This window comes from Amycolatopsis albidoflavus (assembly GCF_039525725.1).
Taxonomy (GTDB): Bacteria; Actinomycetota; Actinomycetes; order Mycobacteriales; family Pseudonocardiaceae; genus Amycolatopsis; species Amycolatopsis albidoflava.
In genome coordinates, this window is record NZ_BAAAHV010000003.1 from 203529 (window position 1) to 222712 (window position 19184).

General features: G+C 68.5%; 18 protein-coding genes. 10 read left to right on the plus strand and 8 right to left on the minus strand.

Going from position 1 to position 19184, the window contains the following annotated elements:
• Window positions 1–35: 35 nt before the first annotated feature.
• Both ABD156_RS01985 and ABD156_RS01990 read right to left on the minus strand, forming a co-directional pair.
• Entirely contained in the window at window positions 36–506 is a 471-nt protein-coding gene (locus ABD156_RS01985) for a hypothetical protein (RefSeq protein ID WP_344265371.1), read from the minus strand.
• A 287-nt stretch (window positions 507–793) separates the two neighbouring features.
• Window positions 794–2500, minus strand: a complete 1707-nt coding sequence (locus ABD156_RS01990; RefSeq protein ID WP_344265374.1) for a coiled-coil domain-containing protein — start codon at window positions 2498–2500, stop codon at window positions 794–796.
• Window positions 2501–2630: 130 nt separating this feature from the next.
• Between ABD156_RS01990 and ABD156_RS01995 the strand changes: the two genes are divergently transcribed.
• The 4 genes from ABD156_RS01995 to ABD156_RS02010 all read left to right on the plus strand — a co-directional run bounded on the left by ABD156_RS01995 (window position 2631) and on the right by ABD156_RS02010 (window position 7770).
• Window positions 2631–3860, plus strand: a complete 1230-nt coding sequence (locus ABD156_RS01995; protein ID WP_344265377.1) for a DUF445 family protein — start codon at window positions 2631–2633, stop codon at window positions 3858–3860.
• Window positions 3861–3942: 82 nt separating this feature from the next.
• Complete coding sequence (locus ABD156_RS02000) at window positions 3943–5118, plus strand: DUF445 domain-containing protein (protein WP_344266677.1); 1176 nt, start codon at window positions 3943–3945, stop codon at window positions 5116–5118.
• A 46-nt stretch (window positions 5119–5164) separates the two neighbouring features.
• Window positions 5165–6388, plus strand: coding sequence for a DUF445 domain-containing protein (locus ABD156_RS02005; RefSeq protein ID WP_344265380.1), 1224 nt, complete (start codon window positions 5165–5167; stop codon window positions 6386–6388).
• 65 nt (window positions 6389–6453) lie between these two features.
• The gene (locus ABD156_RS02010) at window positions 6454–7770 is read left to right on the plus strand and encodes an alginate O-acetyltransferase AlgX-related protein (RefSeq protein WP_344265383.1); all 1317 of its coding nucleotides are present in this window, start codon (window positions 6454–6456) and stop codon (window positions 7768–7770) included.
• On the opposite strand, the gene ABD156_RS02015 is transcribed toward ABD156_RS02010, so the two are convergent.
• Window positions 7724–8134 (minus strand): winged helix-turn-helix transcriptional regulator, encoded by a 411-nt coding sequence (locus ABD156_RS02015; RefSeq protein ID WP_344265386.1) that lies wholly within the window; start codon window positions 8132–8134, stop codon window positions 7724–7726. The genes ABD156_RS02010 and ABD156_RS02015 overlap by 47 nt on opposite strands.
• Window positions 8135–8192: 58 nt before the next feature.
• Between ABD156_RS02015 and ABD156_RS02020 the strand changes: the two genes are divergently transcribed.
• The gene (locus tag ABD156_RS02020) at window positions 8193–8888 is read left to right on the plus strand and encodes an NAD(P)-dependent oxidoreductase (RefSeq protein ID WP_344265389.1); all 696 of its coding nucleotides are present in this window, start codon (window positions 8193–8195) and stop codon (window positions 8886–8888) included.
• Here ABD156_RS02020 and ABD156_RS02025 read toward each other — a convergent pair.
• From ABD156_RS02025 to ABD156_RS02035, 3 genes are read right to left on the minus strand one after another with little or no spacing between them, the layout of a single operon-like run.
• Entirely contained in the window at window positions 8885–9769 is an 885-nt protein-coding gene (locus tag ABD156_RS02025; RefSeq protein WP_344265392.1) for a metal ABC transporter permease, read from the minus strand. The two genes, ABD156_RS02020 and ABD156_RS02025, sit on opposite strands and share 4 nt — an antisense overlap.
• A gap of 3 nt (window positions 9770–9772) precedes the next feature.
• On the minus strand, window positions 9773–10609 hold the full coding sequence (locus ABD156_RS02030) for a metal ABC transporter ATP-binding protein (RefSeq protein WP_344265395.1): 837 nt from the start codon (window positions 10607–10609) through the stop codon (window positions 9773–9775).
• Window positions 10609–11520, minus strand: coding sequence for a metal ABC transporter solute-binding protein, Zn/Mn family (locus ABD156_RS02035; RefSeq protein WP_344265398.1), 912 nt, complete (start codon window positions 11518–11520; stop codon window positions 10609–10611). Before ABD156_RS02035 ends, ABD156_RS02030 begins: the two co-directional genes overlap by 1 nt.
• 178 nt (window positions 11521–11698) lie before the next feature.
• Here ABD156_RS02035 and ABD156_RS02040 point away from each other — a divergent pair, with 178 nt between their 5' ends.
• From ABD156_RS02040 to ABD156_RS02055, 4 genes are all read left to right on the plus strand, one after another.
• Window positions 11699–12799, plus strand: coding sequence for a LacI family DNA-binding transcriptional regulator (locus ABD156_RS02040; protein WP_037809317.1), 1101 nt, complete (start codon window positions 11699–11701; stop codon window positions 12797–12799).
• 162 nt (window positions 12800–12961) lie between these two features.
• The gene (locus ABD156_RS02045) at window positions 12962–13453 is read left to right on the plus strand and encodes a beta-class carbonic anhydrase (protein ID WP_344265407.1); all 492 of its coding nucleotides are present in this window, start codon (window positions 12962–12964) and stop codon (window positions 13451–13453) included.
• Window positions 13454–13476: 23 nt separating this feature from the next.
• A complete protein-coding gene (locus tag ABD156_RS02050; protein ID WP_344265410.1) occupies window positions 13477–14352 on the plus strand; it encodes an HhH-GPD family protein in 876 nt (291 codons plus the stop codon).
• A 91-nt stretch (window positions 14353–14443) separates the two neighbouring features.
• Window positions 14444–15397: a peptidoglycan recognition protein family protein gene (locus ABD156_RS02055; protein WP_344265413.1), complete on the plus strand. Its 954-nt coding sequence runs from the start codon at window positions 14444–14446 to the stop codon at window positions 15395–15397.
• Between the two features lie 46 nt (window positions 15398–15443).
• On the opposite strand, the gene ABD156_RS02060 is transcribed toward ABD156_RS02055, so the two are convergent.
• A complete protein-coding gene (locus tag ABD156_RS02060; RefSeq protein WP_344265415.1) occupies window positions 15444–16196 on the minus strand; it encodes an alpha/beta fold hydrolase in 753 nt (250 codons plus the stop codon).
• Between the two features lie 57 nt (window positions 16197–16253).
• Between ABD156_RS02060 and ABD156_RS02065 the strand changes: the two genes are divergently transcribed.
• Complete coding sequence (locus ABD156_RS02065) at window positions 16254–17678, plus strand: M1 family metallopeptidase (protein ID WP_344265417.1); 1425 nt, start codon at window positions 16254–16256, stop codon at window positions 17676–17678.
• Here the strand turns inward: ABD156_RS02065 and ABD156_RS02070 are convergent.
• Window positions 17654–19060 carry an AAA family ATPase gene (locus tag ABD156_RS02070; RefSeq protein WP_344265420.1) on the minus strand — a complete coding sequence of 469 codons (1407 nt, stop codon included), beginning with the start codon at window positions 19058–19060 and terminating at the stop codon, window positions 17654–17656. The genes ABD156_RS02065 and ABD156_RS02070 overlap by 25 nt on opposite strands.
• Window positions 19061–19184: the final 124 nt, after the last annotated feature.

The window sequence follows — 19184 nt, forward strand, 5'->3', positions numbered from 1 at the left end:
GCCGAGGCGATCGAACCGGATTTCTGCTACTTCGTTCAGCGGCGCGGCGTCCGCACCGTCGCGGAGACGAGCGCGGCGATCGCGGTAAGGAACGCGAAGATCGTGGCCAGACCGATCGGCACCCCGTTGCTCTTGTGGAAGCCGAGCACGAAGTCGAGGTGCGCGCTGAAACTCGTGCCCACCGGCATCGGTACGGCCACAACCACCACCACGTACAGCAGACACAGCCCGAACAAGGTCCAGGCCGCCCAGACGTGCCGCGCGAGCAGGAAACCGGCAGGCACGGCCACGGCGAACGCGGAGATCAGGCCGCACACGACGTTCGTCCACACCATGCCTGGCCACTTGCTGAACGGGCCGCCGATCACCACGTTCGCGAAGACGAACCACACCAGCGCGATCACCGTGCAGCCCCCGAGGGCGGCCGCGACCACACCGGCCGGAAGGTTCGTCCGGCGGCGGGCCAACGCGGGGGTCGGTGAAGGGAAACCCGGCGGTACGGACATTCGGAACTCCTGAGGATCGCGGGTAGTCGCTAGCCTCTCATCTTCCTTGGCGGGATCCACGGGGTTGTCCCATTCCGGCCATGGAATTCACTGTGCGAGCAGCCGCGACCGCACCGGTCCGGCAGGTTCGCCAGGCGGAGCCAACTCTTCCTCGGCGCGATCTTCCCGCATGTTCCGTTCCGGCCAGGGAATTTGCTGCCGGGTCTGCGGGCTTGGCGGTTGACTGCGAGTCTCCGGCCGCCGCTGCGTCCCGAGTCGCGGATGCGACCCGGGTCAGCTGGCGTAGGTCAGGAACGGCCTGCCCGGGGGCGACCGGGGCGACGGCCATTGCCATTGCCCGTACGAGGGGCCGACGGGTCCGCGGGTTTGGCGGTTTCCTGCGGGGCCGCGTCCGGAGTCGCGGATGCGGCTGCGCGCGGGGTCGGCTGGGGCAGGGCGGGTGCGGGCGAGTCAGTCGGCGAAGGTGCGTCGGCTGAAGCCTGCGAAGTCTCCGCAGCGGCGGCTTCCTCTTCCTGCGTACCGAGAAAGCGCAATGCCTCCTGCACAGCTTCGTTGGTGGCGGCGATTCGGTCGGCGACCTTGGTGCGCAGGTCCAGGGCCAGGGTGCGCGATTCGGTGGCTTCGGTTTGCTTTTGGAGAGCGTCGGCGAGGGCGGTTTCGGCCTGTGCCTTCTTGATCGCGATCTCTTCCGACGCTCGACGGTCGGCTTCGGCTCGGAGTTTGGCGGCCTCGGCTTCGGCAGCGGCGTCCGTTTCGGCGCGGACGCGGGCCGATTCTTCGTCGGCGGCGAGGCGGGCGGCTTCGGCGGCGGCGTCTGCTTCGGCGCGGGCCTGGGCGGCCGCTTCGTCGGCTTCGGTGCGGACGCGGAGGGCTTCCGCATCCTTCTCGTCGCGGATTCGGCGGGCTTCGGCGTCTGCGGCTAGGCGGGCGTGTTGGGATTCGGCGTCGGCCTTGGCTCGGGCTTCGGCTGCGGCTTCGTCGGCCTGGGTGCGGGCAGCTAGCGCCGTCTGGTCGGCTTCGGCACGAGTGGAGGCGGAAGCCTGGTCGGCCTCGGCGCGAGCCCGGGCGGCGGCCTCGTCGGCTTCGGTGCGGGCGCGGTCGGCGGCCTCGGTGCGGGACGCGATCTCGGCGTCGGCTGCGGCGGTGCGCGAGGTGATGTCCTCATTGGCCGCCGCGGTACGGGTGGCGATATCCGAATCAGCTGCGGCGGTGCGAGTAGCGATGTCCGAATCAGCCGCAGCCGTGCGCGTGGAGATGTCCTCGTCGGCCGCGGCCAGGCGGGTCGCGATCTCCGAATCGGCCGCGGCCGTGCGCGCGGCGATGTCCGCATCAGCCGCCGCAGTGCGGGTGGCGATGTCTTCGTTGCCCGCCTTGAGCCGTGCCTCCAGATCCGCCAGGCGGGTCGCGATCTCCTCGTCCGCGGCGGCGGTGCGAGTAGCGATATCCGCTTCCGCGGCCGCGATCCGGGACTCCAGATCCGCCTGTCGCGAGGCCAAGTCCTTCTCCGCGGCCGCGACCCGGGCGTCCAGGGCTTCCGAGCGCGCGGCGAGGTCGGCGTGGGTCTCCGTCAGCAGACGCTGGCGTTCCGCTTCCGCTTCTTTAGCCGCTTTGTCCGTTGCCCGTTGGGTTTCGTGCGCGTAGCGGTCCGCTTCGCCGCGGGTCGAGGACGCGTCTGCTTCCGCGGAGCGGCGGAGGTCGGCGATTTCCTCCTCGGCCAGTTGCACCATCATCCGCACGCGCTCGGAGATCGCGCCGGCGCCGGCCGGACTCGAGGTGACTCGGACTAGCGCGGCCTTCGCTTCGGAGAGCTCCGACTGGGCTGTCGTCAGAGCCTTCGTGAGCTCGCCCGCTGTCGCCACCGCCTCGTCGCGGCCGTGGGAAGTCGTGCTCAGTTCGCTGGTCAGCTGAGCGATGCGGGCGTCGACCTGATGCGGGTCGTAGCCCTTCCGGGTAACAGCAAAGGCGGGGTGCTGCGGCTTTTCGGGCGCGACCATCGGGCTACCTTAGTGATCGGGGCACCTGCGGCACGTACCGCCAAACGGCTGTATTACAAAGCGCGAAACCCGACGTCACGCATGGCATCCTGTCCCCTCGACGTACCGCGCGGGCGAACGGGGCAGACGCATGGACCTTTCAGCCATCGCCGCCGACCTGGCCGCGCACTGGCACGTGTACGCGACCATGCCGTTCATCGCGGCACTCATCGGCTACCTGACCAAACGCGTCGCGATCGAGATGATGTTCCGGCCGCTCGAGTTCCGCGGCATCCGGCCCTTCCTCGGCTGGCAGGGCGTCATCCCGGCCAACTCCCGGCGAATGGCGACCACCGCGGTCGACCTGCTGACCAAGAACCTCCTCGACCCGCGCGAGGTCTTCGCCCGGCTCGATCCCGAAGAAATGGTCGCGCAGCTGGAAGAACCGCTGCTGAAGGCGGTCGACGAGGTCACCCGCGAAGTCTTCGAGACCTATCAGCCGAGGTTGTGGGAAATGCTGCCCGCCCGCGCGCAGCAACTGCTGGTGGACCGCGTCCGCGCGCAGGCGCCGGTGGTCGTGAAGCGGCTGATGCGGGAAGTGTCGGCCAATGTGGACGAAGTTCTCGACGTCAACGACATGCTGATCAACGCCATGGTCCGGGACAAATCGCTCACCTGCCGGTTGATCCGCGAGGTCGCCGCGCCCGAGTTCCGGTTCATCGCGCGCAGCGGGATCGGGTTCGGATTCGTCATCGGGCTCGTCCAGCTCATCGCGTGGGCGCTCACGAAACAACCGGTGATCATGCCGATCTTCGGTTTCGTCACGGGCTTCGTCACAGACTGGCTCGCGCTCAAAATGATCTTCTACCCGCGTCAGCCGCGCAAGTTCCTCTTCTTCACCTGGCAGGGAATGTTCCAGAAACGCCGCGCGCAGGTCGCGGCGGATTACGGTGCGTTGATCGCGGAAGAAGTGCTCACGGCGGGCAATGTGCTGGAGGCTGTGCTGACCGGGCCGCGGGCGGACAAGTTGTTCGCGCTCGTTACGCGGGAAGTTCAACGAACCGTCGACGCGCAGGCTGGGCTGGCGAAACCGCTGGTCGCGCTGGCTGTCGGCGGGCGCGAGTACCAGCAGATGAAGCAGGCCGCCGCGGAGAAGGCCATCGCGTATCTGCCGGAGACCGTCAAGCACGTCGAGAGTTACGCGACCGACGCGCTCGATGTCCGCAACACCATCGTCGAGAAGATGCAGCAGCTGACGCCACTGGAGTTCGAGGGCATTCTCCGTCCGGCGTTCAAACAGGACGAATGGAAGCTGATCGCGGTCGGCGCGGTGATCGGCGGGCTGGTTGGCGAACTGCAGGTCCTGCTCCTGCTCCACTGAACGCGCGGGTTACCGTTCCGTAGGCAACACGGAGGGGACGCGCGTGCACACATTCGCCGAGCACTGGCCGGTGTACGTCTCCATGCCGTTCATCGCGGCGCTCATCGGATATGTCACCAAGCGCGTCGCGATCGAGATGATGTTCCGGCCGCTCGAATTCGTCGGCCTGCGGCCCTTCCTCGGCTGGCAGGGCGTGCTGCCCGCGAACGCCGAGCGGATGGCGACGACCGCGACCGAAATGCTCACGACCAATCTCGTCGATCCGCGGGAGATCTTCGCCCGGCTCGACCCGGCGCAGGTCGCGAAGGAGATCGAACAGCCGCTGCTGCGCGTGGTCGAGGACGTCACCCGCGAGGTGATGGAGACCTACCAGCCGCGGCTGTGGGAAATGCTGCCGTCCGGCGCGCAGCAGCTGCTGCTGAAACGCGTGCAGGCGGAGGCGCCGCGGGCGATCACGAAGATCATGCGCGAGATTTCCCAGAACATCGAGGACGTGCTCGACCTCAAGCACATGGTCGTCACGAACCTGGTGCGCGACAAGGCTTTGCTCAACCGGTTGATCCGCGACATCTCGCGCCCGGAAATGCGGTTCATCGCGCGGTCGGGGATCTGGTTCGGGTTCATTCTCGGCTGCGTGCAGCTGCTCGTGTGGGCGCTGACCAAGTCGCCGATCGTGCTTCCGCTGTTCGGACTCGCGATCGGCTGGTTGACCGACTGGCTCGCGCTCAAAATGATCTTCCTGCCGCGCGAGCCGAAACGGTTCTTCGGCTTTTACAACTGGCAGGGCGTGTTCCAGAAGCGCCGCGACGAGGTGGCCGCCGACTACGGCGACATGATCGCGCGCGAGATCATCACCGTGCCGAATCTGCTGGAAGCCGTGCTGCGCGGGCCGAAGGCGGACCGGCTGTTCTCGCTGATCAGCCGTGAGGTGCAGAAGACGATCGACGCGCAGGCGAGCGTCGTGAAGCCGTTCGTCGCGATCGCGGTGGGCACGAAACGGTTCCAGGAAATGAAGCAGGTCGCCGCCGCGAAAGCCGCCGAGCGGGTGCCGGACACCATCCGGCACGCGGAGACGTACGCGATCAACGCGCTCGACGTCCGCAACACCATCGTGGACCGGATGCGCCGGCTCAGCCCGCTCGAGTTCGAGCAGCTGCTGCGGCCCGCGTTCCGGCAGGACGAATGGAAGCTGATCGCCGTCGGCGCGGTGATCGGCGGGCTGGTCGGCGAGCTGCAGGCGTTGCTTCTCCTCGGGTAGCCAGGCACACGATACGGTTTCCTTCCGGAGCGGGGAGGGAGACCCGGTGGACGCGGTGCTGGACGACTTCGCGCGGCACTGGCCGGTGTACGTCTCGATGCCGTTCGTCGCCGCGCTGATCGGCTACGTCACCAAGCGCGTCGCGATCGAAATGATGTTCCGGCCGCTCGAATTCGTCGGTATCCGGCCGTTCCTGGGCTGGCAGGGCGTGGTGCCCAAGCACGGCGGGCGGATGGCCGCGATCGCGACCGACCTGCTCACCGCCAACCTGCTCGACATCGACGAGGTCTTCGCGCGCGTCGACCCGGTGATCATCACCCGCGAACTCGAACAGCCGCTGCTGCGCGCGGTCGACGGGATCGCCCGCGACGTGCTCGAACAGCATCATCCGCGGCTGTGGGAAGTCATGCCCACGATCGCGCAGGAACTGCTGATCAAGCAGGTGCAGGCCAGCGCGCCGCAGCTGGTGCGGGAGTTCCTGGACGAGGTCCGCGACAACCTGGACGAGGTCCTCGACGTCCGGCACATGACCGTCGAACGGCTCACCCGCGACCGCGCGCTGCTGGTCCGGCTGATCCGGGAGACGTCCCGTCCGGAGATGACGTTCATCGCGCGCGCCGGGATCGTGTTCGGCTTCGTGCTCGGTCTCGTTCAGGCCCTGGTCTGGGCGCTGACCCGGCAGCCGCTGGTGCTGCCGATCTTCGGCGGCGCGATCGGGCTGTTCACCGACTGGCTGGCGATCAAGATGATCTTCCTGCCGCGCGAACCGGTGCGGCTGGGCCGGGTGATCCTGCAGGGCAAGTTCCAGCGGCGGCGGGCCGAGGTGGCCCGGCAGTACGGCGAACTCGTCGCCAACGAGGTGCTGACCGTCCCGAATCTGCTCGACGCCTTGCTGCGCGGCCCGAAGTCGGACCGGCTCGTGGCGATGGTCGAACGCGCCGTCGGGCACGCGGTGGACACGCAGGTCAGCGCCGCGAAACCGGTGGTCGCGCTCGCTGTCGGCGCGCAGCGGCTGCAGGAGATGAAGCACGCCGCGGCGCAGCGGGCGCTGGCTGAGCTGCCGCTGACCGCGCGGTACGCCGAGGGGTATCTGACCGAGGCGATGGACGTGGCGAAGATGGTGGAGCAACGGATGCTCGCGCTGACGCCGCTGGAGTTCGAGGGCCTGCTGCGGCCGGCGTTCCGGCAGGACGAATGGAAGCTGATCGCGGTGGGCGGCGTGATCGGGTTCCTCGTCGGCGAGCTGCAAGTCCTCCTCATGCTCGGCTGAATGCTCGGCTGACTTTTCGGTGGTTGTTCGCGCCGGGCTCACTCGAACTGACTAACCTCAGTGACGTGTCCGAGCCACCGCAGCTGCCCGCAGTCCACGAGGCCTACCTGCCCCGCGAGCACGCGCTGCATCGCCCGCGGCACGGCAAGCGGCAGCTGACCGCACTGGTCAGCGCCCTGTTGTTCTTCGTGACGCCGACCCTGCTGTGGGTCGTCGGGGTCCGGCCGAGCGAGATCGAGAACCACAAGCTCGCCGGATTCCCCAGCCTCGGCGAGGGGTTCAAGTTCTTCACCAACCTCCCCAAATGGGCGACGGACCAGCTGTCGTTCCGGGCGGGCGCGATCAACGCGGCGAACGGGATCAGCGAGGGCGTCTTCGGCGAGGCCGCGCCGCTCGACCAGGGCTCGGCGTCGAACAACGGCCCGATCCCGGCACCGCCGCTGCAGCAGCCGGGCGCGCCGAACACGGGTCCGGCCGTGCCGAGCGGACCGGGTTCCAGCCAGGCCGGGTACCGCAAGGTGGTTCAGGGCGCCGATGGCTGGCTGTACTACGGCTACGACTCCGAGGCGAAGTGCACGCCGACCCAGGACATCGACACCACGATGAAGCGGATCGACGAACTGCGCGCGGCCGTCGAGGCGTCCGGCCGGAAGTTCGTGTTCGTGGTGACACCGGACAAGACAACGATGGTGCCGCAGTTCCTGCCCGCGAGCTATCCGGGCAAGGAATGCTCGCAGGCCGCCTCGCCGAACGACTGGTACAAGATCACCACCGAAGGCCACTCGCTCGACCTGCGCCCGCAGCTCGCCGCCGAAGCGGCCAGGGTCGGGCACCCGATCTACGCCCCCAACGACACGCACTGGCGCGACGAAGGCGGCCTCGTCCTGACCCGCGCGCTCGCCGAGACGCTCAAGCCGGGCGCCACCAACAGCTGGCTGAGCGCCCCGGACGGCCAGTACGACGCGGTCGCGGACCTGCCGCTGCTGCTCGGCCAAACCGGCGTCAAGACGAACACCCGGTACAACCTGCGCCCGGACGGCGTCACCGACCGCGCGGGAGAATTCGTCGGAAGCATCGACCAGCCGGTGCACCGCTCGGCCGCGCCGATCGTCGGCACGATCGACCAGCCGACCCTCGTCTACGGCGACTCGTTCAGCCTCGCCTCGTCGCGGTATCTGGAGGCGGCGTTCACGAATCTCACGTATCTCGCGTATTCGACGGACAAGACGCCGCAATCGCAGGCGGTGGACCAGTTCGTGAACTCGCACGTGGTGGTTTTGCAGGCGGTGGAGCGGAATGTCGCCGGCGGGTTGGTGCCGTTCACCGACGAGGGGTTTATTTCGGCGGTGAAGACGGCGTTGGCGCAGCATCCGATTCGGTAGCCAGCGAGTGGTTTTGGCGGTGGGCAAGGAGATCGGCCAGGTGCTGGTCGCTCCACTCGCGCATGGCGTCGATGACGGGCAGGAGGCTGCGGCCAAGGTCGGTCAGTTCGTAGGTGACGTGCGGCGGATTGGCCTGGTGGTCGGTGCGGGTGAGGAGACCGTCGCGGGCCATGTCGCGCAGGGTTTCGGTGAGGACTTTGGCGCTGCTGACGCCCAGGACTTGCCGGAGGTGACCGAAGCGCCGCGGGCCGTCCAGCAACGCGACGACGACCATCCCGGTCCACTTCCCGCCGACGTGGAAGGGGAAAGCGGCCATCGGGCACGCCGGGTCCATCCGGGCGCTGAGCTGGGCATCGGCAGACATGTCCGCGAGCCTCCGGTTTCGTTGAAGTAACCAGTTTTCCGAAGATACCTTCGCGCACATGGTGCCTGAGAAGCGAAACAGTCCGGTCGTGGTTTTCGGTGCTGGCGGGCGGGCTGGGCTCGCCATAGTCGCCGAGGCGCTGCGACGCGGACGCCCAGTGCTCGGGGTGGTTCGCGATCCCGCCCGGCACTCCGAAATCTCCGCCCTCGGGGACGACGTCGCGGTCGTCGCAGGAGATCTGACCGACTCGGACAGCGTCGCGGCTGTGCTGGCTGGCGTGTCGGGCGAGGTCGCGGCGTTAGTGAATGCGGTGGCGCCGTTTCCCGGCCCGCCGGAGTCGTTCGAAGGCTTCGACCCTGAGCACTACGTGCGTTTGGTCGAGAACCTGGTTCGGGGCGCGCGGGGAGCCCGGCTGATCGAAATCGGTCTCGCCGCGACTCTTCGTACCGGCAGCGGCCGAATGTTCGAGGATCCCGCGGTCTTTCCCGCTTTCCTGCGCCCCTTCGCCGAAGCCCGGATGAAGAGTCTGGCCGCCTGGCGGGAACAGTCCGCCGAGGTGGACTGGCTGGTCATTACACCGCCGCCCGCGTTGTCGCTCGAAGCACCGGCGACCGGCGAGTACCGGATTGGGGGCGACGTGCTCGACGCCCAAGCAGCGCCGATTCCGTTGTCCTACGCGGATCTTGCGACAGCCGTCCTCGACCAGATCGACCAGCCGACGATTTCGCGCCAGCAGGTGAGCGTGTACCGCTAGCCGACTGGAACCGGGGCTGCTTCCACCGGGCTGGTCCGCACCCCGCGCCGACGGTCGCGGACCCACGCGAGCACCCGGCACACCAGATAGATCAAGAACGAAATCGACGTCACGAACGCGCTCACCGGCAGCCCCGGGGCCAGCGACAGCACGATCCCGCCCAGTGCGGAAATCTCCGCGAAGACCACCGACAACACCGTCGCGCGCAGCGGACTGGCGGTCACTCGCGCGGCGGCCGCGGCGGGAGTGACCATCAAAGCGACCACCAGCAGCGATCCGACCACCTGCACGCTCAGCGCCGTCGCAACGCCGACCAGCAGGGAGAACAGCACCGTCAAAGTCTTGACCGGGACCCCGCGCGCCTCGGCCACCGCGCGGTCGACGCTGGCGAACAGCAGCGGGCGGTAGATCAGCGACAGCACCGCCAGAACCGCCGCCGCGGCGATCACCAAGGCAGTCAGGTTCGTGCTGTCCACGGTGATGATCTGACCAGTCAGAATCCCGAATTTGTTCGCCGACCGTCCTTTGTAGAACGACAGCAGCAGGACGCCCATGCCCAGCCCGAAGGACAGGATCACGCCGATGACCGAATCGCGGTCGGAGTCGCGGATGCCCAGGATTCCCAGCAACAGCGCGGCAGCCACCGCACCCGCCAGTGCTCCGTACTCCACTCCGACGCCCAGCAACAGCGCGCCCGCCGCGCCGGTGAAGGCCAGTTCGGACGTGCCGTGCACCGCGAAGGACATGCGGCGCATCACGATCAGCGGGCCGAGCACCCCGGCCAGCAGGCCGAGCACCGCGGCGGCGATCAGCGCGATCCGGACGCTGTCCAGTTCCGCGATCAGCTCCCACGTCTTGGCGAAGTCGAACATGCCGTCCAAGGCTCAGCCCACTGCTTCCTGCTCGTGGTGATGCGGTTCGTCCTCGCACAGCGCGCTTTGCGCACCCGCGATGTGGATCTGCCCGCCGACGCGCAGCACCTCGATCTTCGTTCCGTACAGATCCGACAGCGTCTCCGAGGTCATCACCTCGTCCGGCTTGCCGATCCGGAACTGGCCGTTCACCAGGTACAGCACGCGGTCGACGAACTGCAGCACCGGGTTGATCTCGTGCGTCACGAACAGCACGGCGGACCCGGCTTCGCGCCGTCGCGCGTCGATCAATTCGCTGACCGCGCGCTGGTGCGCGAGGTCCAGCGACAGCAGCGGTTCGTCGCACAGCAACACGGTCGGGTCGCCGACCAGCGCCTGCGCCACCCGCAGCCGTTGCTGCTCGCCGCCGGACAAGCGGCCGACCGGCTGTTTCGCGTAGCGCGTGCCGCCGACCGATTCGATCACCGAGGCGACGCGGCGCTTCCGGGCGCGCATCCCGGCGAGGCCGGGGCCCCAGCGGTGGCCGTCCAGTCCTAACCCGACCAGGTCGACGCCGCGCAACGTCAGCGAATCGTCGATCGCGCGCTGCTGCGGGATGTAGCCGACCTTGCGGTTCGCGCCGCCCGGACGGCCGCCGGCGATTTCCACCGTGCCCGCCGACAGCGACTGCATGCCCAGCAACGCCTTGAGGAAGCTGCTTTTGCCGGAACCGTTCGGACCGAGGACCGCCAGGAATTCGCCCGGCTCGACGTCCAGATCCAAACCGGACCAGAGGGTGCGGTCGCCGAAGGCGAGCCCGGCCCCGCGCACGCGGACCGCGGGGCCGGCATCGGGAAGCTGGACGGACATCAGCTGTTCAGAGCCCCCGACAGCGCGTCCACATCCTTGGTCATCCAGTCAATGTAGCCCGTGACGTTCGCCGGGAGCGTCTCGGATACGTCGACCACCTTGACCCCGGACGCCTTCGCGTCGGCGACTGCCTGCTTGGTCAGCGGGGTGACCGTCTGCACGTTGTTGACCAGCGCCTTCACCTGCTTCTCCTTGATCAGCTTGGTGAACTCGGACACCGCCGCGGCGGGCACGTCGGTCTCGTTCTCGATCGCGTCGGAAAACGCCTTCGGGGTGGCGTCGCCGATGTTCGCGGTCTTGAGCAGGTAGTGCGCGACCGGTTCGGTGACGACGACCTTCGTGTCCGGGTGCGCGGCGCCGAGCGCGCCCGCCTTCTTGATCAGGCCGTCGAGCTGGCCCTTGAAGGTCTTGGCGTTGTCCTCGAACGTCTGCTTCGACGCTGGCTGGATCTCGCCGAGCGCGGCCGCGACCTGGTCGGCGACCTTCTCGACGCCCGGCAGGTCGTACCAGACGTGCTCGTTCTCCTCGCCCGGCTTGGCGATGTCGTAGGCGACCAGTTTCTTCGCCGAGGCCGCCTCACCGGACAGCTTGGTGAAGAACTCGTCGTAACCGCCGCCGTTCGCCAGCGTCAGCTGCGCTTTCTTGGCGGCGAGCGCGTCGTCGGCGGTGGATTCGTACGAGTGCGGGTCGGCGGAGGGGTCGTGAATGATCGACGTGACCTGCACTTTGTCGCCGCCGATGGCGGACGCGACGCTGCCCCAGACGTCGGTGGAGGCGACGACCTTCACCTGGTCGCCCGTTCCCCCTCCCGCCCCGGAACCGGTCGAGGACGTGCTGGAGCACGCGCCGAGCGCGAACACGGCCAAAGCCGACGCGGCGGCGAGAACGCTCGTGGTGCGGCGGGAAGTCATCGGGCACTCCTGAGTCGAACTGCTAATGGAAACCGTTGTCAGATTCACTTTACCCCATCCGAACGGCGAGCATCACTCCACCGGGTGGCCGTACCCGCTCTTGATCACCGAGAGGATCGAGACACTCACCACAGGGGTGTCGCTTCTGGAAAACGATCTGAACCGTTACGGTTTGCGGATGGGCCGTCCTATTCGCACCCGGAGGCAGGCGACATTGGCGTCGCTCGCGGCGGAACTCGGGGTGTCCAGGACCACCGTGTCCAACGCCTACAACCGCCCGGATCAGCTCTCCCCGGAACTGCGCCGCAGGGTGCTCGAGACCGCGCGGCGGCTCGGCTACCCCGGCCCGGACCCGGTCGCGCGCTCGCTGCGCACCCGCAAGGCGGGTGCGGTCGGGCTGCTGCTGACCGAGAACCTCTCCTACGCTTTCCGCGATCCGGCCGCCGTCGGCGTGCTCGAAGGGCTCGCGCTGGCCTGCGAGGACGCGGGCGTCGGCCTGCATCTCGTGCCGGCCAGCCCCGGTCGCGAAGACCTCGCCGCAGTGCACCGCGCGGGCGTGGACGGGTTCGTCGTGTACTCCGTGCCGGACGACGATCCGCATCTCGCGGCCGTACTGGAACGGCCCGTGCCGACGGTGATCATCGACCAGCCCCGCATCGAGGGCGTCGACCGGGTCGGCCCGGACGACGCCGCCGCGGTCACGCAGCTCGCCGACCATCTCGTCGCGCTGGGCCATCGGCAGATCGGCGTGCTCTGCATGCGGCTCGGCCGCGAGCGCAACGACGACTTCGTGACTTCCGAACGCCAGAGCGGCGCGCACTTCCACGTGCAGCGCACCCGGCTGGAGGCGCTGGCGACGGCGTTCTCCTCGGCCGGAGTCGACTGGGCGACCGTGCCGGTGGTCGAGCGCTTTGACCACACGGTGGACGACGGCGCCTCTGCCGCGCGTCAGCTGCTGGACGCGTATCCGCAGGTCACCGCCCTGGTATGCACCTCGGACATTCTCGCGCTCGGTGCGCTGGCCGAGGCCGCGCGACGCGGGCTGCGAGTGCCGCTCGACCTGACGGTGACCGGTTTCGACGGCATCGCCGAGGCGGAGCGCTCCGGGCTCACCACGGTGCATCAGCCGGTGCTGGAGAAGGGCAAGGTGGCCGGACGGCTGCTGCTCAGCTCGGCCGAGCGGGTCGGGCCCAAGGTCATCACGCTGCCGACGGAGCTGCGGGTGGGACGCACGTCGGCGCCGCCGCGGACGGTCGAGGAGCCCTGGTTCGGCGGGTGACGTCGTGAGTGTTTATGCCGGTTAGAACCGGCACAAACACTCACAAGTCACCCCAGCCTTTGCCGTGATTTCGGGCCCACCGCATTGTGTGCGCGCCCTCGGGCCGGTTCCATGGGAAGAACCGCCCGCTCCCGCGGGGAAGCGCAGGCCGAAAGGTGCCCCATGACCTCCATCGACGTGCTGCTCAAGCGTAATCAGGAAATCGGCGACATCGTCCCCGGCGACCGGTCCTCCCCCAAGCCGTCGCTGCAGGTGTCGATCCTGACCTGCATGGACGCGCGGATCCGGGTGTTCGAGATCTTCGGCCTGCTCCAGGGCGAGGCGCACGTGCTGCGCAACGCGGGCGGCGTGGTCACCGACGACATGATCCGTTCGCTCGCGCTCAGCCAGCGCAAGCTCGGCACCCGCGAGGTGCTGATCGTCCAGCACACCGACTGCGGCCTCTCCACGGTCACCGAGGACGAGTTCAAGGACGAACTGGAGTCCGCCACCGGACTGCGGCCGACCTGGGCGGTCGAGGCGTTCCGCAGGGTCGAGGACAGCGTGCGCACCTCGATCGAGCGCGCCCGGCGCAGCGACTTCCTGCTGCACAACGACAACGTGCGCGGATTCGTCTACGACGTGAAGGCCGGGAGCCTGACCGAGGTCAAGTAAGAGCCGTCGTATTCAATGGCGGGGTGGCAGTTGACACCGAGGTACTGATCGACTGGTTCGCCGACGTCGGGCGGGACCTGCCGTGGCGGGAACCGGACTGCTCGGCGTGGGGCGTGCTGGTCAGCGAAATCATGTTGCAGCAGACGCCGGTCTCGCGCGTCCAGCCGATCTGGCTGGAGTGGATGGCTCGCTGGCCGGTGCCCTCGGCGCTGGCCGCGGAGACCACCGGCGAGGTCGTGCGTGCGTGGGGCAAGCTCGGCTACCCGCGTCGCGCGCTTCGGCTGCATGCCGCCGCCACCGTCATCGCTCAGGAGCACGGCGACGTCGTTCCGTCCGATGTGGACACTCTGCTCGCGTTGCCCGGCATCGGCGCGTACACCGCGCGCGCGGTGGCGACGTTCGCGTACGGCAAGCGCGCGCCGGTCGTGGACACGAACGTCCGGCGGGTAGTCGCGCGTGCCGTGCATGGCGCGGGAGACGCTGGCCCGGCGTCGAATACGCGCGACATGGCGGACGTCGAGGCATTGCTTCCCGCCGAAGACGCGCCGGCGGCCAAGCTGTCCGCGGCGTTGATGGAGCTGGGCGCGCTGATCTGCACCGCCCGGTCGCCGAAGTGCGCGGACTGCCCGATTTACGCCGAATGCGCCTGGCAGCACAACGGCCGTCCCGAATACGCCGGTCCGGCCAAGCCGGTGCAGAAGTTCGCCGGCACCGACCGGCAGGTGCGCGGGCTGCTGCTGGACGTCCTGCGCGGTAGCGAAGGACCGGTCGAGAAGGCGCGGCTGGACCTCGTGTGGCACGAATCCGGCCAGCGCGACCGCTGCCTGGATTCGCTGCTCGTGGACGGTCTGCTGGAGCAAACGCCCGACGGGCTCTTCGCGCTCCCCGGGGAACACTGACGCACTACGACGAAAGTCGGCAAAAAGTTGTCCCCTCCGGGGCGCCGGGTTAGCTTTCCTCCCGTCGCACTTCCGGGCTGAGGAGTTCCGCATGGGGGAAGCAACGCGTCGTGCCGTCTTGAAGGGCGGCCTCACCGTCACTGCCGTGGGCGCTTTGGGGTTCGCCACGGCGAGATCCGCGGCCGCCGTCACCACACCGGTCATCCATTCGACGGCCGAATGGAACGCCCGGCCCGCCTCAGGCGCGATCGTGGTGGAGAACCACAAGCCGACCTACATCGTGGTGCACCACACCGTCGATCCCGGCAACAACACCGACTACTCGCTGGCGCACGCCCTGCAGATCTCGCGGGACATTCAGAATTTCCACATGGACACCCGCGGCTGGATCGACACCGGCCAGCAGTTCACGAACAGCCGCGGCGGCTTCGTCACCGAGGGGCGGCATCGCAGCCTCGAAATCCTGCGCGGCGGGAAGCAGCACGTGCAGGGCGCGAACGTCGCCAACCACAACAGCGAATGCCTCGGCATCGAGAACGAGGGCCTCTACAGCACGGTCGACGTGCCGGTCGCACTGTGGAATTCGCTCGTGCAGCTGATCGCCTACATCGCGCACCAATACGGCATCACCCCCGACTTCATCAAGGGCCACCGCGATTTCAACTCGACCGAGTGCTGCGGCCAGGTGCTCTACAACCGGCTGCCGGAGCTGCGCAAGGCGGTCGGGCAGCAGCTCGGCCTGTCCGTCGCGCCGCTCGACGCTCCGGAGTGGCCGCTGCTCAAGCCGGGCGACACCGGGCCGCAGGTGAGGACCGCGCAAGGTTTCCTGCGCGCAGCCGGGTTCGGCGTGCCCACCGACGGCGTGTTCGGCAAGGCGACCGCCGACGCGGTGTCCTCTTTGACGGCCGCGCACGGGCTTTCCCGCGACAGCTGCACCGCGGCTCGGGCCAGCGACGAGTCCGCCTACCTCGGCTCGGACGTCTGGCCGTTGATCGTGCCGGCGGACCGCTCGACCGCCGCGTGGCGCACCGAGCTGGCCCGCTGACCGGGGACGCCTCACGTGTGCCAGCGAGGGCAGCACGCGTGAGGCGTCACAGGCCGGACAGGAACGCCTCCACCGCGCCGCGATACGTCTCCGGAGCCTCGGCGTGCGGCAGATGCGCCGAACCAGACACGATCAGGTGCTTCGCGCCGGGCACCCGCGCCGCGACCTCGGCTTGCTGACCAGCGGGCATCGCGGTGTGCTCGCCCTCGACCAGCAGCAGCGGACAGCGGATGCCGTCCACAATGGACCAGTAGTCCCGGCGGCCCCATTCGGCGGCGATCTCGTACAGGTTCTCCAGGTCGGCGATCAGGTGATAGCCGTCTTCGCGTTCCTCGACGCATTCGGTGAAGTAGCCGCCCGCGGTGCCGAAGAACTCGCGCACGTGCGCCAGCGATTCGAACGGCACCGGCCAGCTCTCGAAGTAGCCGCGCCAGGTCTCGACGGTGCGTCCGCGCTGGTCCGGCGCGAAATCCTCGCTGACCACCGCGCGCACCAGCTCCGGGTACTTCGCCGCCGTCGCCCAGGCGTGCAGGCCGCCCATCGAATGCCCGATCAGCACAGACGGACCGAGATCGGCCAGCACGTCCGCGACGTCCTCGGCGAACCGCTCGGTCGTCCACGGCCCGGTGTGCGGCGCGCGACCGTGACCGCGGGCGTCGAGGGCGCGCACGCGGCCGTACCGCTTGAGCCATTGCGCGACCGGCCACCAGGTGCGGGCGCGGCCCATCAACCCGTGCAGCAGCAGGATCGACACGCCGGGGCGTTCGTCGCCGCCGAAGTCGATCAGGCCTGGTCGCATTAGTCCTCCTGGGTTTTCACTGCCACTTCATCACAAACCTGCGCTTAGGGTGAAGGAATGCGCTGCCGCCAGACCGCCGTCCTCGCCCTCATCGGCGTGCTCGCGCTGTCCGCGTGCAGCCCCGCCGAGCCCGCCGCCGCTCCGCCGCCGCCGATGCATCCGGCGCCGGGCGCGAGCAGCGCGGGCGATCCGTACTTCCCCGACGACGGCAACGGCGGGTACGACGCCCTCGACTACCACGTCGACGTCAGCTACGACCCGCCGAGCGGCCGTCTCGACGGCGACACCACGGTCTCCGCGAAAGCCACCCAAGACCTCAGCCGCTTCGACCTCGACCTGCGCGGGCTGGACGTCGCCGCGGTGGAGATCGACGGAAAACCGGCGAAGTACAGCCGGGAAAAGAACAAGCTGATCGTGACTCCGGCCGAACCGCTGCGGTCGGGTTCGACGTTTCGGACGCGCGTGCGCTATTCGGGTGTTCCGGCGAAAACCCCGCACGACGGCGGGTCCGAAAACGGCTGGGCCCGCTCCGAGGACGGCGGCGCGTACCTGGTCGGCGAGCCGCATTCCGCGTCGTTCTGGTACCCGGTCAACGAAACCCCGCGCGACAAGGCGACGTTCACGCTGACCGCGCACGTGCCCACCGGCTGGACGGTCATGTCCAACGGCCGCGAACAGGGCACCAGCGCCAAGGACGGCAAAACGACCACGACGTGGGCCGATCCGAATCCGGTGGCCAGCTACCTGACGACGATCGCGATCGACAAGTTCACCGTGCAGCGCTCCACGCTCCCGGACGGCACGCCGGTCGTTTCCGGGTACGCGCCCGGCGCGGAACCCCGCGAGGCCACCGGCGACCGGCTGCCGGAGGTGCTCTCGTTCCTGGAAAGCAAGTTCGGCAAATACCCGCAGAGCGCGGCCGGCGGGATCTACCTGGACGAGGACATCCACTTCTCCCTGGAAACGCAAACCCGTCCCACTTATGCGAAATGGGCGGAAATCCTGACCATGGTGCACGAGAACGCGCACCAGTGGTTCGGCGATTCGGTGTCGCTCAACTCGTGGGCGGACATCTGCCTGAACGAATGCTTCGCGTCGTACGCGCAGTGGATGTGGGGCGAGCGCGAGGGCCAGAACCTCGACGACCGTTATCGCGCGGCCGTCGAAATCACCAAGGGCAGCACGGATTTCTGGGGCCAGAAGCTCGTCGACATGGGGCCGGAGCACCTGTTCGAGGGCGCGTACGACAAGGGCATCCTCGCGGTGCACGCACTGCGCCGGGAACTGGGCGAGCCGGGATTCGAGAAGGTGCTGCACGAATGGGTGGGCCAGCACCGCAACAGCAACGCGACGTGGGCGGACTTCGAAAAGCTGGTGTCGAAGGTCGCCGGACGCGATGTGAGCGGGTTCCTCAACGACTGGTTCCACGGGACGAAGGTGCCGTCGGATGCCGATCTTTACCCGGGCGGGTTGCGACCCTGACTGCCGAGCAACGACCTGGTCAGGCTGCTGCGAGCATCGTTCATCTCGGCCAGGGCCTCGCCTAGTTCGGCGTCACCGACCCGCACTTCGTCGTCCGGCCGAAGCGCCAGCGCGTGCAGCGACGCCCGGCGAAGCAGTTCCTTCATGAACGACGCCGTGACGCCGTCGGTCGCCTCGACCACCGGTGTGAGATCAGCCGTCAGCTCCAGACCGCGGGAGTAGAGGCGCAGCAACGCTTCCCGGCCCGCCGCGTCCGGCAGCGGCACCTCGACCGCCAGGTCGACTCGGCCTGGCCGGTCTGCCAGCGCTTTCTCCAGGCTGCTCGCCCGATTGGTGGTGAGCAGGAAGGTGACATCCGCGTCGCCGCCGACGCCGTCCATCGCGTCGAGCAGGCTGAACAGCAGCGGTGTCGGGCCGTGCACGAGGTCGCGATCTTCGGCGATCAGGTCGACGTCCTCCAGCACCATGATGCTCGGCTGCAGACGGCGCGCCAGGGAAGCGGCTTTCGAGATGAACCGCATCGCGGTGCCGGTCAGGATTACGACCGTGCACTCCGGGAGCTGACCCATCAGGTATCGCACGGTGTGCGTTTTTCCAGTGCCGGGCGCGCCGTGCAGCAGCAGGCCGCGCTTCAGATGCTGACCCGCCGCAGCTAGCCGCGCGCCGTGTTCGGCGATGCCGATGGTGTGCCGTTCGATCGATTCCAGGATGCCGTCCGGCAGCACCACGTCTTCGCTGCTCAGCTCCGGCCGCGGCAAGAAGGTGATCAGCTCGTTGTTGCGGTGCTCGCTCAGGCCGAAGGCGATCACCTGGCCGCGCAGCACGTCGTGTTCGGTCATCAACGTTTCGATGCGGTCGCGGGTCTCGGTGGCCGCCCGTCGGTCTTCGGCGATCACCTCGAGCCGACAGTTCGCCTGCCCGTACTGCGGGGCCGCGCCGCGCATGCCGACCAGCACCGGGGAACCGTCCGGCGCTGTCGTGCCGACCAGCCCGAGCTGGACGACATCCGCCGCTTCGTCCGGGCCGACCGCGACCGTCGCGTAGTCCACCGCGCCCAGCTCGTAGTGGCCGTGCTGCTTGGCCGTGAACAGCATGCCGACCAGGTCTTCGTGGCCGCGCAGTCCGCCGACGATGCCGAACCAGTCGGTGCCGACCCCATGCTCGGCGAGATACGCGTCGACCCCGGCCTGGATGGTCGCGTGTTCCCAGTCCTCAAAATTGCGCGTGACCACCAGCGCCCGCGCGAGCGGCACGCCAAGGTGCCCAGTAACTCGCCCGATCAGCTCATTCCCGTTGCCCGAACCAGCCGACTCCGCCGCAGCTTTCACGAGCCGCTGCAGATTACGGGCCAATTCAGTGCCAAAGACTCCGTCGTCCCCCATGCAAACAGAGTGGCACGACCCGCGAACCCGGGCCAGCCGCAGCCACCCAACCCAGCCACAACGCGGGATCGCGTCGGCGTCTGACGGAGCTGCGTGCACGGCCCCCCGGGCCGGGCGCGCAGCT

Bases quoted from the DNA above. Each gene is read 5' to 3' on its own strand.
- ABD156_RS01985 (WP_344265371.1), bottom strand. From the start codon at position 506: ATGTCCGTACCGCCGGGTTTCCCTTCACCGACCCCCGCGTTGGCCCGC.
- ABD156_RS01990 (WP_344265374.1), bottom strand. From the start codon at position 2,500: ATGGTCGCGCCCGAAAAGCCGCAGCACCCCGCCTTTGCTGTTACCCGG.
- ABD156_RS01995 (WP_344265377.1), top strand. From the start codon at position 2,631: ATGGACCTTTCAGCCATCGCCGCCGACCTGGCCGCGCACTGGCACGTG.
- ABD156_RS02000 (WP_344266677.1), top strand. From the start codon at position 3,943: ATGCCGTTCATCGCGGCGCTCATCGGATATGTCACCAAGCGCGTCGCG.
- ABD156_RS02015 (WP_344265386.1), bottom strand. From the start codon at position 8,134: ATGTCTGCCGATGCCCAGCTCAGCGCCCGGATGGACCCGGCGTGCCCG.
- ABD156_RS02020 (WP_344265389.1), top strand. From the start codon at position 8,193: ATGGTGCCTGAGAAGCGAAACAGTCCGGTCGTGGTTTTCGGTGCTGGC.
- ABD156_RS02030 (WP_344265395.1), bottom strand. From the start codon at position 10,609: ATGTCCGTCCAGCTTCCCGATGCCGGCCCCGCGGTCCGCGTGCGCGGG.
- ABD156_RS02035 (WP_344265398.1), bottom strand. From the start codon at position 11,520: ATGACTTCCCGCCGCACCACGAGCGTTCTCGCCGCCGCGTCGGCTTTG.
- ABD156_RS02040 (WP_037809317.1), top strand. From the start codon at position 11,699: ATGGGCCGTCCTATTCGCACCCGGAGGCAGGCGACATTGGCGTCGCTC.
- ABD156_RS02045 (WP_344265407.1), top strand. From the start codon at position 12,962: ATGACCTCCATCGACGTGCTGCTCAAGCGTAATCAGGAAATCGGCGAC.
- ABD156_RS02055 (WP_344265413.1), top strand. From the start codon at position 14,444: ATGGGGGAAGCAACGCGTCGTGCCGTCTTGAAGGGCGGCCTCACCGTC.
- ABD156_RS02060 (WP_344265415.1), bottom strand. From the start codon at position 16,196: ATGCGACCAGGCCTGATCGACTTCGGCGGCGACGAACGCCCCGGCGTG.
- ABD156_RS02065 (WP_344265417.1), top strand. From the start codon at position 16,254: ATGCGCTGCCGCCAGACCGCCGTCCTCGCCCTCATCGGCGTGCTCGCG.
- ABD156_RS02070 (WP_344265420.1), bottom strand. From the start codon at position 19,060: ATGGGGGACGACGGAGTCTTTGGCACTGAATTGGCCCGTAATCTGCAG.